The organism is Pseudomonas sp. Larv2_ips (genome assembly GCF_963879675.1).
Classification (GTDB): domain Bacteria; phylum Pseudomonadota; class Gammaproteobacteria; order Pseudomonadales; family Pseudomonadaceae; genus Aquipseudomonas.
In genome coordinates, this window is record NZ_CAWOAW010000039.1 from 761 (window position 1) to 16,241 (window position 15,481).

11 protein-coding genes and 1 pseudogene are annotated in these 15,481 nt (G+C 62.5%); 11 read left to right on the forward strand and 1 reads right to left on the reverse strand.

What is annotated here, in order from left to right:
• The first annotated feature begins 88 nt into the window (after positions 1–88).
• The 11 genes from AACV02_RS29440 (at position 89) to AACV02_RS29490 (ending at position 15,096) form a co-directional block, all read left to right on the forward strand.
• Positions 89–370 carry a peptidylprolyl isomerase gene (locus AACV02_RS29440; protein WP_010210937.1) on the forward strand — a complete coding sequence of 94 codons (282 nt, stop codon included), beginning with the start codon at positions 89–91 and terminating at the stop codon, positions 368–370.
• Positions 371–500: 130 nt separating this feature from the next.
• Complete coding sequence (locus AACV02_RS29445) at positions 501–2,363, forward strand: extracellular solute-binding protein (RefSeq protein WP_119735356.1); 1,863 nt, start codon at positions 501–503, stop codon at positions 2,361–2,363.
• On the forward strand, positions 2,363–3,418 hold the full coding sequence (locus AACV02_RS29450) for a microcin C ABC transporter permease YejB (protein ID WP_119735357.1): 1,056 nt from the start codon (positions 2,363–2,365) through the stop codon (positions 3,416–3,418). The genes AACV02_RS29445 and AACV02_RS29450 overlap by 1 nt, the downstream gene beginning before the upstream one ends.
• Positions 3,418–4,440: an ABC transporter permease gene (locus AACV02_RS29455; protein WP_164487925.1), complete on the forward strand. Its 1,023-nt coding sequence runs from the start codon at positions 3,418–3,420 to the stop codon at positions 4,438–4,440. Before AACV02_RS29450 ends, AACV02_RS29455 begins: the two co-directional genes overlap by 1 nt.
• Before the next feature lie 10 nt (positions 4,441–4,450).
• The gene (locus tag AACV02_RS29460; protein WP_119735358.1) at positions 4,451–6,022 is read left to right on the forward strand and encodes an ABC transporter ATP-binding protein; all 1,572 of its coding nucleotides are present in this window, start codon (positions 4,451–4,453) and stop codon (positions 6,020–6,022) included.
• A gap of 147 nt (positions 6,023–6,169) precedes the next feature.
• A complete protein-coding gene (locus AACV02_RS29465) occupies positions 6,170–7,576 on the forward strand; it encodes a sigma-54 interaction domain-containing protein (protein ID WP_119735359.1) in 1,407 nt (468 codons plus the stop codon).
• Between the two features lie 288 nt (positions 7,577–7,864).
• Positions 7,865–9,256 (forward strand): GntP family permease, encoded by a 1,392-nt coding sequence (locus AACV02_RS29470; protein ID WP_106580117.1) that lies wholly within the window; start codon positions 7,865–7,867, stop codon positions 9,254–9,256.
• 7 nt (positions 9,257–9,263) lie between these two features.
• Entirely contained in the window at positions 9,264–10,037 is a 774-nt protein-coding gene (locus AACV02_RS29475; RefSeq protein WP_119735360.1) for a 3-hydroxybutyrate dehydrogenase, read from the forward strand.
• Between the two features lie 99 nt (positions 10,038–10,136).
• Positions 10,137–12,092: an acetoacetate--CoA ligase gene (locus AACV02_RS29480; protein WP_119735361.1), complete on the forward strand. Its 1,956-nt coding sequence runs from the start codon at positions 10,137–10,139 to the stop codon at positions 12,090–12,092.
• A gap of 140 nt (positions 12,093–12,232) precedes the next feature.
• Positions 12,233–14,770: a PAS domain-containing protein gene (locus tag AACV02_RS29485; protein WP_119735362.1), complete on the forward strand. Its 2,538-nt coding sequence runs from the start codon at positions 12,233–12,235 to the stop codon at positions 14,768–14,770.
• A gap of 50 nt (positions 14,771–14,820) precedes the next feature.
• The gene (locus tag AACV02_RS29490; RefSeq protein ID WP_003174397.1) at positions 14,821–15,096 is read left to right on the forward strand and encodes a peptidylprolyl isomerase; all 276 of its coding nucleotides are present in this window, start codon (positions 14,821–14,823) and stop codon (positions 15,094–15,096) included.
• A gap of 163 nt (positions 15,097–15,259) precedes the next feature.
• Here AACV02_RS29490 and AACV02_RS29495 read toward each other — a convergent pair.
• A pseudogene (locus tag AACV02_RS29495) lies at positions 15,260–15,364 on the reverse strand (sugar kinase); the annotation flags it as partial.
• Positions 15,365–15,481: the final 117 nt, after the last annotated feature.

Here is a 15,481-nt window from a genome sequence, read left to right on the forward strand (position 1 = left end):
CCCCCCACCCAAACCCAACGGAACTTTGCCAACAAATAACCGCCTGAATCCGGTACGCTCACCCTTTTTATTCAAGGAGTTATTCCCCATGGCCAAAGCCACCGCCCGTCACATCCTCGTGTCCACTGAAGACAAGTGCAACGAACTCAAAGCCCAGATCGAAGGCGGCGCCGATTTCGCAGAAATCGCCAAAGCCAACTCCAGCTGCCCGTCCAGCCGCGACGGCGGTAACCTCGGTTCGTTCGGCCCAGGCCAGATGGTCAAAGAATTCGACACCGTCGTCTTCAGCGCCCCGGTCAACACCGTGCAAGGCCCGGTCAAGACCCAGTTCGGCTACCACCTGCTGGAAGTCACCAGCCGCCAGGACTGATCCAGTCTGTGCTGATGCTATAAACAACGGCCCGCCTTTTGGTGGGCCGTTGTGCATGTAATGACTGGCAAGGCTTAAGCCGATAACGTACACATCTCTATTCTTCTTCACCCGGCGCTCAAGGCTGACAATGCGATTGGCTTTTTCCATAAAATTCTGCAGCTCCGCCCTGGCCCTGCTGCTGGCCAGCACCGCTGTGATCGCGGCCCCGCAGACCTACCTCACGGTCTACGGCGAACCGGCCAAGTACCCCGCCGGCTTCACCCATTTCGACTACGCCAACCCCAACGCCCCCAAAGGCGGCAGCCTGCGGCGCTCGGCCATCGAGATCGGGCGTTTTGACCATGTGCTGCCGTACATCGACAAAGGCATCGGCGTCTCTCAGGTCGACGGCTGGCTCTACGCCCCGCTGGCCCAGCGCTCCCTGGATGAGCCCTACACCGTCTACGGCCTGGTCGCCGAGAAGATGGAGCGCGCCGACGACGGCCTGTCCCTGCGCTTCTACCTGAACCCCAAGGCGCGCTTCGCCGACGGCAAGCCGATCACCGCCGAAGACGTGCGCTACAGTTTCGACCTGCTGATGACCCAGGGCAGCCTGCGCTTTCGCACCCTGTTCGCCGACGTCAAGCACGTCGAAGTCGAAAACGAGCGCCAGGTGCGCTTCGATTTCTCCAGCAATGAAAACCGCACCCTGCCGCTGGATATCGCCACCCTGCCGGTGTTTCCCGAGCACTGGTGGAAAACCCGCGACTTCGCCAACGGCGGCGGCTACGAAGCCCCGCTCGGCAGCGGCCCGTATAAAGTCAGCAAGATCGACTCCGGCAGCACCATCACCTTCACCCGCGACCCGGACTGGTGGGGCAAGGACTTGCCCGTCAGCCGTGGCCTGTACAACTTCGATCACCTGAGCCTGGAGTACTTCGGCGATACCGAAGTGGCCCGTCAGGTGCTGCGCGGCGGTGCCTACGATTTCAACCGTGAGTTCTCCGCCACCGGCTATTCCATCGGCTACAACGGCCCGGCGCTGGACGACGGCCGCCTGCAACGTGCGCACCTGGCCAAAGAGATGCCGCAACCGGCGCAGGGCTATGTGTTCAACGTGCAGAAGCCGATGTTCAAGGACCGCCGCGTGCGCCAGGCCCTGGCGATGCTGTGGGATTTTGAATGGGCCAACCGGCAGATGATGCGCAACCTGTACATTCGCCAGCAGAGCTATTTTTCCAACAGCCCGCTGGCCGCCAGCCAGCTGCCAACCCAGGAAGAACTGGCCATTCTTGAACCGTTGCGCGACCAAGTGCCCGCTGAGGTGTTCACCCAGGTGTTCAAGGCGCCGGTCACCGACGGCAGCGGCATGATTCGCGACAAACAGTTGCAAGCCCTGGCACTGCTGGAAGCGGCGGGCTGGAAACCCAAGGGTGACAAGCTGGTCAACGCCGACGGCGAGCCGCTGGAATTCACTTTCCTCAATGCCCAGCCCGGCCTGGAACGCCTGCTGTTGCCGTACAAGCGCAACCTGGCACAGATCGGCATCACCCTGAATATCCGCCGCATCGACTCCTCGCAGTATGTGAACCGCATGATGGCCCGTGATTACGACATGATCGTCGTGGGCTTCCCGGTCACCACCTCGCCGGGCCTGGAGCTGTACAACTACTTCGGCTCGCAGGCGGCCTACGACCCCGGCGCCAATAACTACATGGTGCTCAAAGACCCGGCCGTCGACACGCTGATCAGCGGCCTGGTCAAGGCCACCACCCAGGCGCAGATGCTCACCTACGCCCATGCCCTGGACCGTGTGCTGCAATGGAATTACCTGTGGATCCCAAACTATTACCCGCCCGGCACCTCGGCCGCGTGGTGGAACCGCTTCGGCCGGCCGGCGATCGAGGCCAAGAACGACGAAGCCCTGGAAACCTGGTGGGAAATCAGCCCCACACCACTGACCAATGAACAAATGAACGCCGAGTTGAAAAAACGTGGAGGGGCCCGCTGATGTTTGCCTATATCGTGCGGCGCCTGCTGCTGATCATTCCGACGCTGGTGATCATCCTGCTGGTCAACTTCGTCATCGTGCAGGCCGCACCCGGCGGCCCGGTTGAACAGGCCATCGCGCACTTGCAAGGGATTGGCGGCGGCATCGGCGGCGGTTCCGGCGAAAGTATCAGCGGCTCCCGCGCCAGCCGCGGCCTGGACCCGAAACTGATCAAGGACATCGAAAAACAATACGGCTTCGACAAGCCCGCCCCGGAACGCCTGTGGCTGATGCTCAAGAACTATGCGCAGCTGGACTTCGGCAACAGCTTCTTTCGCGGCTCGACGGTAATCGACCTGATCCTGGAAAAGATGCCGGTGACGATTTCCCTCGGCCTGTGGGCCACGTTGATCACCTACCTGGTGTCGATCCCCTTGGGAATTCGCAAGGCGGTGCGCCACGGCAGCAGTTTTGACGTGTGGAGCAGCACCGCCATCGTCATCGGTTACGCAATGCCGGCGTTCCTGTTTGCGATGTTCCTGATTGTGGTGTTCGCCGGCGGTACGTCGCTGAACTGGTTCCCGGTGCGCGGGCTGGTCTCGGAGAATTTCGAAGAGCTGAGCACCGTGGGCAAGATTGCCGACTACTTCTGGCACCTGGTGCTGCCGGTCACCGCGCTGGTGATCGGCGGGTTCGCCACGCTGACCATCCTGACCAAAAACTCTTTCCTGAATGAAATTACCCGCCAATACGTGGTCACTGCGCGCGCCAAGGGTTTAAGCGAACGGCGCGTGCTGTATGGCCACGTATTTCGCAATGCCATGCTGCTGGTGATCTCGGGGATTCCCCAGGCGTTCATCAGCGTGTTTTTCGCCGGCTCCCTGCTCATTGAGGTGATTTTCTCCCTCGACGGCCTGGGCCGCATGAGCTATGAAGCCGCCGTGTCCCGTGACTACCCGGTGGTGTTCGGCTCGCTGTTTATCTTCACCCTGTTTGGCCTCTTGATAAAACTCATCGGTGACCTCTGCTACACCCTGGTGGACCCGCGTATCGACTTCGCCGCGAGGAACGCCTGATGCTTGATTTGTCTCCGGTGGCGCGTCGGCGTTTCGAGCGCTTCAAGAAAAACCGTCGTGGCTGGTGGTCGCTGTGGCTGTTTATCGGCCTGTTTATCCTGACCCTGGGCGGCGAGCTGATCGCCAACGACAAGCCCTTGGTGCTCAGTTTCAAAAACGAGCTGTATTTCCCGGTGTTCAAGCGTTACACCGAGCAGCAGTTCGGCGGGCAATTGCCGTTCCAGGCCGACTACCGCAGTGACTACGTGCAAAAGCTGATCAAGCAGGACGGCGGCTGGATGCTGTTCCCGCCGATCCCGTTCAGCGATGACACGCCCAATTACGAGCTGAGCCGCCCTGCCCCCAGCCCGCCCTCGGCGGTGAACTGGCTGGGCACCGATGATCAGTCGCGCGATGTGCTGGCGCGGGTGATCTTTGGCGCGCGCGTGTCGATCCTGTTCGCGTTGGCGCTCACCGCCATCAGCGCTGCCATCGGCATTGCCGCCGGCGCTTTGCAGGGTTATTACGGCGGCTGGGTGGACTTGCTGGGCCAGCGCGTCCTGGAAGTCTGGTCCGGGCTGCCGGTGCTGTACCTGCTGATCATCCTGTCAGGGTTCGTGGAGCCGAATTTCTGGTGGCTGCTGGGGATCATGGCGCTGTTTTCCTGGCTGGCACTGGTGGACGTCGTGCGCGCCGAGTTCCTGCGCGGGCGCAACCTGGAATACGTCAAGGCCGCACGCGCCCTGGGCCTGGGCGATGGCAAAATCATTCGCCGGCATATCCTGCCCAATGCCATGACCGCCACTTTGAGCTACCTGCCGTTTATTTTGACCGGGGCGATTTCCACCTTGAGCGCCCTGGATTTCCTCGGGTTCGGCATGCCGGCAGGCAGCGCGTCGCTGGGCGAACTGATCGCCCAGGGCAAGCAGAACCTGCAGGCGCCCTGGCTGGGCCTGACGGCGTTCTTCACCTTGGCGCTGATCTTGTCGTTGCTGGTCTTTATCGGCGAGGCATTGCGTGATGCCTTCGACCCCCGCTCATGAGTGACTGCCTATGAACCTCATTGAAATCCGCGACCTCAGTGTTGCCTTCAGCGGCCAGACCGTGGTGCGCAACCTGTGCCTGGACGTGCGCCAGGGCGAATGCCTGGCGCTGGTCGGCGAGTCGGGCTCGGGCAAGTCGGTGACGGCCCATTCGATCCTGCAACTGCTGCCCGAAGCCGGTACGCACACCACGGGCTCGGTGAAGTATCGCGGCCAGGAGCTGATCGGCGCGTCGGCGGCGACCCTGCAAAAGCTGCGCGGCAACCGCATTGCGATGATCTTCCAGGAGCCGATGACCTCGCTCAACCCGCTGCACAGCATTGAAAAACAGATCGGCGAAACCCTGCTGCTGCACAAGGGCCTGGGTGGCAAGGCGGCGCAGGCGCGCATCCTTGAATTGCTCGAGCTGGTGGGTATCCAGAAGCCCAAGGAGCGCCTCAAGGCCTATCCGCATCAGCTCTCCGGCGGCCAGCGCCAGCGCGTCATGATCGCCATGGCCCTGGCGTGTGAGCCGGAACTGTTGATCGCCGATGAACCGACCACCGCGCTGGACGTGACCGTGCAGCGCAAGATCCTGCTGCTGCTCAAATCCTTGCAACAACGCCTGGGCATGTCGCTGCTGCTGATCAGCCATGACCTTAACCTGGTGCGCAGCATTGCCCAGCGCGTGTGCGTGATGCGCGCCGGTGAGATTGTCGAGCAGGCCGACTGCCAGACACTGTTCAACGCACCGCAACACCCTTACAGCCGCCTGTTGCTGGATGCCGAACCTGCCGGCGATGCGCTGTGCAGTGATGAACGCGAAACGGTGTTGCAGGTCGATGACCTGACGGTGCAGTTCCCCCTCAGCGGCGGGCTGTTTCGGCGCAAGACCTACCTGCGCGCGGTGGACGGCATCAGCCTCAGCGTGCAGCGCGGCAAGACCCTGGGAATTGTCGGCGAGTCGGGTTCGGGCAAATCGACCCTGGGCCAGGCGATCCTGCGTCTGCTCGACTCCACCGGCAGCATTCGCTTCCAGGGTGAAGCGCTCGACCCGCTGAATAATCAGCAAATGCGCCCGTGGCGCAAGCAGATGCAGGTGGTGTTCCAGGACCCTTACGGCAGCCTCAGCCCACGTATGTCGGTTGAGCAGATCATCAGCGAAGGCCTGGAAGTGCACGCGCCGTGCAGCTTGGCCGAGCGCGATGCGCAAGTGGTGCAGGTGCTCAAGGACGTGGGCCTCGACCCCGCCAGCCGCCACCGCTACCCCCACGAGTTTTCCGGCGGCCAGCGCCAACGCATCGCCATCGCCCGCGCGCTGGTGCTCAAGCCGGCACTGATGCTGCTGGACGAACCGACCTCGGCGCTGGACCGCACGGTGCAAAAGCAGGTGGTGGCGTTGCTGCGTGAGTTGCAGGAGAAATACGGCCTGACCTACCTGTTTATCAGCCATGACCTGGCCGTGGTGCGCGCCATGGCCCATGACATGATTGTGGTCAAGGACGGCAAGGTGGTGGAACGTGGCGCGAGCCATAGCGTGTTCGAATCGCCGCAGCATCCGTACACCAAAGAACTGCTGGCGGCGGCGCACATCCCCTTGTAGGAGCACGCTCTCCCCTGTCGGAGCGGGCTTGCTCGCGAAGGCGGCGTGTCAGGCAATACCTGCGGCATTGCTACAGCGCTTTTTCGCGAGCAAGCCCGCTCCCACAGCATTGCGACTCCACCCTCCATTTGTGTTGACGGCATAAATATGAACATCAGCGACAGCCTCAAGGACTACCAACAGGTTCGCGGCCTGGCCATCCAGTCGCTGTTCGAAATCATCGAGCAGTCCAGCGAAGGCACGGTGATTGTCGATCGCGACGCCAATATCGTGTGGATGAACGAGCGTTACGCCAAGCGCTTCGGCCTCAAGCGCGCCGACGAAGCCATCGGCCAACCGTGCGAGCAGGTGATCTCCAATAGCCTGCTCCGCCAGGTGGTGCGCAACGACCAGCCGATTTTGCTGGATATCCAGGACACGCCCAAAGGCCCGCTGGTGGTGATGCGCCTGCCCATTCACGATGACGCCGGCGCGGTGATCGGCGCGATTGGCTTTGCGCTGTTCGACGAGTTGCGCAACCTTTCGCCACTGATCGAGCGCTACCTGAGCATGCAGCAGGAGCTGGCGTCCACCCGCTCGCTGCTGCGCTCGCGGCAGAGCAAATACAACTTCGCGCATTTTATCGGCACCAGCGCGGCCAGCCTGGACGTCAAACGCCGGGCGCGGCGCAGTGCGAATGCGCAGTCGCCGGTGTTGCTGCTGGGTGAAACCGGTACCGGCAAAGAATTGCTGGCCCAGGCGATTCACGGCGCCTCGCCGCGTGCACACAAAGCTTTTGTCAGCATCAACAGCGCGGCGATTCCCGCGGATCTGCTTGAAGCCGAATTCTTCGGCACTGCGCCGGGGGCCTTCACCGGCGCCGACCGCAAGGGCCGTCCCGGCAAACTGCAGATTGCCCAGGGCGGCACACTGTTTCTCGACGAGATCGGCGACATGCCCCTGCCGCTGCAAAGCAAACTGCTGCGGGTGCTGCAGGAAAAAGAATACGAGCCGGTAGGTTCCAACGAAATGCTGCACAGCGATGTGCGGGTGATTGCGGCCACGTCCATGGACCTGGAAGCGGCAATCAAGCGTGGCGAGTTTCGCGCGGATTTGTATTACCGGCTGAATGTGCTGCCGATCCAGGTGCCGCCGTTGCGCGAACGCCTGGATGACATCCCGGCGTTGAGCGAGGCGATTCTGGAGGAGCTGCGCAGCCAGCATGAACTGAACCGCGAGGCCCTGGCGTTGCTGGCGCAGCATGCGTGGCCGGGGAATATCCGCGAGCTGCGCAATGTGCTGGAGCGCGCAGCGTTGTTGAGTGATGACCTGGTGTTGGATGCCAACGAGATTCGCGCCGCGATTGGCACGTTCAGCCCGGTGGCGCGTGGCGCCGTAGCAACCGTCGAGGGCGAGACGTTTGCGGCGGCGCGCGAGCGGTTTGATCGGCAGGTGATTGAGGCAGCATTGGCGGCGTGTGAAGGCAACGTCGTGGAGGCAGCCAAGCGGTTGGGCCTGGGCAGGTCGACGCTGTACAAAAAGATGGTGGCGCTCGGCATTGCCCAGTCTCAATAAAGAGACACGATTCTCACTATAAAGACAACCTGATGTGGGAGCGGGCTTGCTCGCCAAATCGGTGGTTCAGCAACTCATGCGCCGACTGATACGCCGCTTTCGCGAGCAAGCCCGCTCCCACATTGGGTATTCACCTGTCTCTAAATAGAGATTAATTTCAGAATTACCGATCATAAATCAAAAAATATCCCTATATTTCAACAAGTTAATAAACTGGCACACATCTGGCTATAGCCCCTCTCCAACGCCTCACCCCACAAAAATAACAATTCGATCTGGAGACACACCATGAGTGTGATCATTGCCCTGGCAGCCCTCGCGCTGCTGATGCTGGCTGCCTACCGTGGCTACAGCGTGATCCTGTTTGCCCCCATCGCCGCCCTCGGCGCCGTACTGCTCACCGACCCGTCCGCCGTCGCTCCCGCGTTTACCGGGGTGTTCATGGAGAAAATGGTCGGTTTCATCAAACTGTATTTCCCGGTGTTCCTGCTCGGCGCGGTGTTCGGCAAGCTGATCGAGCTGTCGGGCTTTTCGCGTTCGATTGTGGCCGCCGCCATCCGTTTGCTCGGCACGCGCCAGGCGATGCTGGTGATTGTGCTGGTCTGCGCCCTGCTCACCTACGGTGGCGTGTCGCTGTTTGTGGTGGTGTTTGCGGTGTACCCGTTTGCGGCAGAGATGTTTCGCCAGAGCAATATTCCCAAGCGCCTGATTCCGGCGACCATCGCCCTCGGCGCGTTTTCGTTCACCATGGACGCCCTGCCGGGTACGCCGCAAATCCAGAACATCATCCCCAGCACCTTCTTCAACACCACCGCCTGGGCCGCGCCGTGGCTGGGCCTGATCGGCACGGTGTTCGTGTTCTGCACCGGCATGCTCTACCTGGCGCGCCAGCGCAACAAGGCCCAGCGTGCCGGCGAAGGCTATGGCACCGAGCTGCGCAACGAGCCGGAAACCGCGGACAACCTGGCGCTGCCCAACCCATGGATCGCGCTGTCGCCGCTGCTGCTGGTGGGCGTGATGAACTTGCTGTTCACCCACTGGATTCCGCAGTGGTACGGCAAGACCCACAGCCTCAGTCTGCCGGGCATGAGCGCGCCGGTGACCACCGAGATCGCCAAGCTCACCGCGATCTGGGCCGTGCAGGCGGCGTTGCTGGTGGGCATCGTCATGGTGCTGGTGTTCGGCTGGTCGGCGATCAAAAGCAAGCTCGCCGAAGGCAGCAAAAGCGCGGTCAGCGGCGCGCTGCTGGCGGCGATGAACACCGCGTCGGAATACGGTTTTGGCGCGGTGATCGCCTCGCTGCCGGGCTTTCTGGTGCTGGCGGACTGGCTCAAGGGCATTCCCAACCCGCTGGTCAACGAGGCGATCACCGTAACCCTGCTGGCCGGCATCACCGGTTCTGCGTCGGGCGGCATGAGCATCGCCCTGGCAGCGATGTCCGAGAGCTTTATTTCGGCGGCCCATGCGGCCAATATCCCCCTTGAAGTGCTGCACCGGGTCGCGGCCATGGCCAGCGGCGGCATGGACACCCTGCCCCACAACGGCGCGGTGATCACGCTGCTGGCGGTGACCGGGCTGACGCACCGCGAAGCCTACAAAGACATTTTCGGCATCACGATTATCAAGACCCTTGCGGTGTTCGTGGTGATCGGTACTTTCTACGCCACCGGCATTGTGTGAGGTTTTCATGACGACATTGAACGGCAAGACCGCCCTGGTTACCGGCTCCACCAGCGGCATCGGTTTGGGCATCGCGCTGAGCCTGGCAGAGGCCGGCGCCAACCTGATCCTCAACGGCTTCGGCGACGCCAGCGCGGTGATCGCCCAGGTTCAGGCATTGGGCGGCAAGGTCGGCCATCACCCGGCGGACGTCAGCGACCCGGCGCAGATCGCCGACATGATCGCCTACGCCGAGCGCGAGTTCGGCGGCGTCGACATTCTGGTCAACAACGCCGGCATTCAGCATGTGTCGGCGGTGGAGGACTTCCCGGCCGAGCGTTGGGACGCGATTATCGCGATCAACCTGTCGTCGGTGTTCCACAGCACCCGCTTGAGCTTGCCGGGCATGAAAGCCAAGGGTTGGGGGCGCATCGTCAACATTGCCTCGGTGCATGGCCTGGTCGGCTCGGTGGGCAAGGCGGCCTATGTGGCGGCCAAGCACGGCGTGATCGGCCTGACCAAGGTGGTGGGCCTGGAGACCGCCACCAGCAACGTCACCTGCAACGCCATCTGCCCAGGCTGGGTGCTGACGCCGTTGGTGCAACAGCAGATTGATGACCGCGCAGCCAAAGGCGTGGACCCGCAACAGGCGCAGCACGACTTGCTCGCGGAAAAACAGCCATCGCTGGCGTTTGTGACGCCGCCGCAGCTGGGTGAGTTGGTGCTGTTTTTGTGCAGTGAGGCGGGTGCCCAGGTGCGCGGTGCCGCGTGGAACATCGACGGCGGCTGGCTGGCCCAATAAAAACAGACACTGAGATCGAATGTGGGCGCAGGCAAGCCTGCCCCCACAGTTTCGACCTGTGTTGGCTGCAAGATTTGTACAAGAACAAGAGACTTCCTCATGTCCGACATCCTCTGGCAACCCTCCCCCGAGCGCATCCGCAACACGCGGATGGACCAGTTCCGGCGCTTCATCAATCAACGCCACAGCCTGCAGCTGGCCGACTACCCCGCCCTGCACCAGTGGAGCATCGACCAGCGTCCCGACTTCTGGCAGGCCATCGTCGCGTTCTTCGACGTGCAGTTTCGCAGCCCGCCCACCGCGACGCTGATCGAAGGCACTCAGATGCCCAGCGCCCAGTGGTTTCCCGGCGCCACCCTGAACTTTGCCGAACACCTGCTGCGCCGTCGCGACGATCACCCGGCGGTGGTCGCGATCAGCGAGGATGGCCAGCGCGAACAACTGACCTACGCCGAAGTGGCCGAACACGTCGCCGGCCTGCAACACAGCCTGCGCGCGGCCGGTGTCGGCGTGGGCGACCGCGTGGCCGCGTGCATGCCCAACACCTGGCAAACCCTGGTGGGCATGCTCGCCACCACCAGCCTCGGCGCGATCTGGTCATGCTCATCGCCGGACTTCGGCACCCAAGGCGTGATCGACCGTTTTGGTCAGATCGAACCCAAGGTGTTGATCACCTGCGCGGGGTATCGCTACGCCGGCAAGGGCATCGACCAAACGGCCAAACTGAATGAAATCCTCGCGCGCCTGCCGTCTCTCGAACAATTGATTATCGTGCCTTACGCGCGGCCTCAAGCGCGCGTCGCAGACTATCAGACCCAGGCCAGGGTGGCGCTGTGGGATGACTTCTACACCCCCGGCGGCGAGCCTGAATTTGTCGCGGTGCCGTTCGATCACCCGCTGTACATCCTTTATTCCAGCGGCACCACCGGCGTGCCCAAATGCATCATCCACGGCACCGGCGGCGTGCTGCTCACCCACCTCAAGGAACACGGCCTGCACGCCGACCTGTCGCGCGAAGATTGCCTGTTCTACTACACCACCTGCGGCTGGATGATGTGGAATTGGCTGGTGTCGGTGCTGGCCCTCGGTGCCACGGCGGTGCTGTACGACGGCTCACCGTTTCACCCCGGACCGGAACGCTTGATCGACCTGATCGACGCCGAGAAAATCAGCGTGTTCGGCACCAGCCCCAAATTCCTCGCCACCCTGGAAAAAGCCGGCGCGCAGCCGCGCCTGAGCCACTCGCTGAACAGCCTCAAAGGCCTGATCTCGACGGGCTCGCCGCTGTCGCCGCAGAGCTACGACTACGTGTACCGCCAGATCAAGCGGGAGCTGTGCCTGTCGTCGATGTCCGGCGGCACCGATATCGTCTCCTGCTTTGTGATCGGCAACCCGGTGCTGCCGGTACGTCGCGGGCAGATGCAGTGCAAGAGCCTGGCGATGGCCATCGAAGTATGGAACGAGCAGGGCAAAGCGGTGATCGGCGAAAAAGGCGAACTGGTGTGCACCCGGCACTTTCCGGCCATGCCGATTGGCCTGTGGAACGACCCGCAGCAGCACAAACTGCGCGCCTCGTACTTCAGCCAGTTTCCCGGCGTGTGGGCCCAGGGCGACTACGCCGAGCAATGCCCGACTGGCAGCTGGCTGATTCACGGCCGCTCCGACGCGGTGCTCAACCCCGGTGGCGTGCGCATCGGCACGGCGGAGATTTATCGCCAGGTGGAAAAAGTCCCGCAGGTGCTGGAAAGCCTGGCCATCGGCCAACGCTGGCAGGATGATGTGCGCGTGGTGCTGTTCGTGCGCCTTACAGATGGTATCGAGCTGGATCAGGCCCTGGAGCAGCAGATTCGCCAGGTGATTCGCGCCAACACCACGCCGCGCCACGTGCCGGCGAAGATCCTCGCCGTCACCGATATTCCGCGCACCATCAGCGGCAAGATTGTCGAGTTGGCGGTGCGCAATGTGGTGCACGGTGAGCCGGTGAAGAACACCGACGCCCTGGCGAATCCGCAAGCGCTGGAGCAGTTTCGCCAGCGCCCTGAGCTGGCCGAATGATGAAAGGTTTCAGCGCAAAAGCACTCAATTGAAGACAAAGTCCCAATGCATGCTATTTTTCGAGGGGTAGTCAGCCGCTCCCATCTCGCGGGATAATCGGCTTTTGTTGTACTTCAAAGTGTCAGGTGTAGGGCTTTTTCATGAATGGAACATCCACCGGTAGCGAAGCCGCTGCATTGATTGCGCGGCTGGACTGGGCGCAAAGCCCCCTCGGTGAGGCCAACGACTGGCCGCAAAGTCTACGCACAGCGGTCGACATCGTGGTCCACTCACCGATGCCAATGCTGCTGCTGTGGGGCCCCCTGCTCACGCAGCTTTACAACGACGGCTTTGCGCGGCTTGCGGGCAACAAGCACCCTGGCGCGTTGGGCCAGCCGGCGCATGAGTCCTGGCCGGAATTGGCCAGCTTCACCGCGCCTGTCTACGACGCCGTGCTGAGCGGCCAAGTGCGCACGTTCAGCGAGCAACGCTTTGTGCTGCAACGCAACCACCGCGATACCGAGATCTGGCTCGACCTGACCTACAGCCCGGTCCGCGATGAAAGCGGGACGGTGGCCGGTATCCTGGTCACCGCCATCGAAACCAACGAACGGCGCAGCAAAGCCCTCGAGCTGCAGCAGCGCTCCGAAGACAGCCTCAAGGCCCAGCACAGCACCGAGCAACGCCTGCAACTGGCGCTGGCGGCAACGGATGCGGTCGGCACCTGGGACTGGGACATCGGCGAAGACCGCTTTATTGCCGATGCCCACTTCGCCCACCTGCACGGCGTCGACCCGAGTGACGCCGGCCTGCTGCCCATCAGCGACTACCTGCAAGGCGTACACCCCGAAGACCGTGGCATGGTGGCGCGCAGCATCAAGCATTGCATCACCTTCGGCACCGAGTACGCCGAGGAATACCGCCTGCTGCAAGCCGACGGCCAGGTGCGCTGGGTGTTCGCGCGCGGGCGCTGTTACAAGGATCATCAAGGCCGCCCGGCACGCTTTTTAGGCGCAGCGCTGGACCTGACCGAGCGCAAACACACCGAGCAGGCCCTGCGCCAAAGCCAGACCGAACTGCAGTTGATCATCAACGCCATGCCGGTGCTGATCGGTTACGTCGACCACGAACAACGTTTTCGCCTGAACAACAGCGCTTACCTCGACTGGTACGGCATGACGCCCCAGGAGTTGTACGGCAAGAGCATCCGCGAAGTGCTCGGCGATGAGGTGTATGCCGGGCGCGAAGACAAGATCGCGGCCGCGCTCAAGGGCAAGGCGTGCAGCTTCATGACCGTGACGCCCCACCACGACGGCCGACCGCGCCATGCACTGATGAAGTACTTGCCGCGCTTTAGCAATGACGGCTCGGTGAATGGCTTTTACATCTTCGTGATCGACGAGACCGAACGCAAACTCACCGAAGAAGCCCTGCGCCACCTCAACGAGAACCTCGAAGAACGCGTAGCCCAGCGTACCCAGGCGCTGGCCGAGGCCAACCAGCGCCTGCAAAACGAGATGTTCGAACGCGAGCGCGCCGAGGATGCGCTGCGCCATGCGCAGAAGATGGAAGCGGTGGGTCAGCTCACTGGCGGCATCGCCCATGACTTCAACAACATGCTCACCGGGATTATCGGCAGCCTGGACCTGATGCAGCGCTACATCGCCGCCGGGCGCAGTGATGAAATCGGCCGGTTTACCGACGCGGCGGTCTCCTCCGCTCACCGTGCGGCCGCCCTCACCCACCGGCTGCTGGCGTTCTCCCGGCGCCAGTCGCTCGACCGCCGCCCGCTGGACCCGAACACGCTGGTGGCGTCGCTGGAAGACTTGTTCCGCCGCACCAAAGGCGCGCATATCTCACTCAAGGTGCAGCTGGGCAAGGACATCTGGCCGGTGAATACCGATGCCAGCCAGTTGGAAAACGCCCTGCTGAACCTGGTGATCAACGCGCGCGACGCAATGCCCGACGGCGGCGAATTGATGATTGAAACCGCCAACAGCTACCTGGACGGCACCGACATCACCACCCTCGAGCCGGTCAAGGCCGGCGACTACGTGATGCTCGGCGTGAGTGACAACGGCACCGGCATGGCGCCGAAGATTCTGGCCAAGGCCTTCGACCCGTTCTTCACCACCAAGCCTATCGGCCAGGGCACCGGCCTGGGGCTGTCGATGATCTACGGGTTTGCCCAGCAATCGGGTGGCCACGTAACCATTCAAAGTGAACCCGGCCAGGGCACCTGCGTGCGCCTGTACCTGCCGCGCCTGCATGGCACCGCGCTGGAAAGCAACCTGCCGCAGCACCTGAGTGAAGCGCCGCTGGCACTGGCCGGTGAAGCGGTGGTCGTCGTCGAGGATGACCCCGCGGTGCGCATGCTGGTGGTCAATGTGCTGGCTGAACTGGGCTACACCGCCCACCAGGCGGCGGATTCACGCACGGCACTGCCGCTGCTGGAGTCGGATTTGCGCGTAGACCTGCTGGTGACCGACGTCGGCCTGCCGGGCATGAACGGCCGCCAATTGGCAGAAATCGCCCGCCAGCACCGGCCCGGCCTGCGCGTGTTGTTCATGACCGGTTACGCCGAAAAAGCCGCCGAGCGCCAGGGCTTCCTGGAGGACGGCATGGACATGGTGGCCAAGCCATTCTCGGTTGAGCTGCTGGCGACCAAAATCCGCAGCATGATCAGCGTCGATGAATGAGTTCAGGCATAATCGCGCGCCCTTACGTTTGACCGTTGCCAGGTAACAACATGAAAGCCCAAGCCCGTCACATCCTGGTGAAAACCAGTGAAGAAGCCGAACAGCTCAAGCAGCGTATCGCCAAGGGCGAAGCGTTTGATGTGCTGGCCAAGAAATACTCGACCTGCCCGTCCGGCAAGCGCGGCGGTGATTTGGGTGAAGTGCGGCCAGGGCAGATGGTCGGGGCGATTGACGCGGTGATTTTCAAGAAGCCGGTGAAGGTGGTGCATGGGCCGATCAAGAGCAAGTTTGGCTATCACCTGGTGCAGGTGTTTTACCGGGATTAAGTGTTTGGCTTGAGACCGCTATCGCAGGCAAGCCAGCTCCCACACTTGACCGCATTTCAACTCAAGAATGCAGCCTGCTGAAGGAATGCAGCCTGCTGAAGGAGTGCAGTCAACGGTGGGAGCCGGGCTTGCCCGCGAACCGCCGCAGGCGGCCATGTACTCGCTACTTCGGAATCAGTGCCCCCGGCACCTGGATAACCCGGCTCGCCAACCGATGCCCAGCCAATGCTGCCTCTTGCGGCGACTCACCCTTCAGCCGACTGGCCAATCGTAGGCAAGCCAGCTCACACACTTGACTGCATTTCCACTGAAGGAATGCAGCCTGCTGAAGGAGTGCAGTCAACGGTGGGAGCCGGGCTTGCCCGCGAACCGCCGCAGGCGGCCA

Coding starts and splice junctions, on each gene's coding strand:
- AACV02_RS29450 (WP_119735357.1), top strand. CDS start 2,363: ATGTTTGCCTATATCGTGCGGCGCCTGCTGCTGATCATTCCGACGCTG.
- AACV02_RS29480 (WP_119735361.1), top strand. CDS start 10,137: ATGTCCGACATCCTCTGGCAACCCTCCCCCGAGCGCATCCGCAACACG.
- AACV02_RS29490 (WP_003174397.1), top strand. CDS start 14,821: ATGAAAGCCCAAGCCCGTCACATCCTGGTGAAAACCAGTGAAGAAGCC.
- AACV02_RS29445 (WP_119735356.1), top strand. CDS start 501: ATGCGATTGGCTTTTTCCATAAAATTCTGCAGCTCCGCCCTGGCCCTG.
- AACV02_RS29485 (WP_119735362.1), top strand. CDS start 12,233: ATGAATGGAACATCCACCGGTAGCGAAGCCGCTGCATTGATTGCGCGG.
- AACV02_RS29460 (WP_119735358.1), top strand. CDS start 4,451: ATGAACCTCATTGAAATCCGCGACCTCAGTGTTGCCTTCAGCGGCCAG.
- AACV02_RS29470 (WP_106580117.1), top strand. CDS start 7,865: ATGAGTGTGATCATTGCCCTGGCAGCCCTCGCGCTGCTGATGCTGGCT.
- AACV02_RS29475 (WP_119735360.1), top strand. CDS start 9,264: ATGACGACATTGAACGGCAAGACCGCCCTGGTTACCGGCTCCACCAGC.
- AACV02_RS29455 (WP_164487925.1), top strand. CDS start 3,418: ATGCTTGATTTGTCTCCGGTGGCGCGTCGGCGTTTCGAGCGCTTCAAG.
- AACV02_RS29440 (WP_010210937.1), top strand. CDS start 89: ATGGCCAAAGCCACCGCCCGTCACATCCTCGTGTCCACTGAAGACAAG.
- AACV02_RS29465 (WP_119735359.1), top strand. CDS start 6,170: ATGAACATCAGCGACAGCCTCAAGGACTACCAACAGGTTCGCGGCCTG.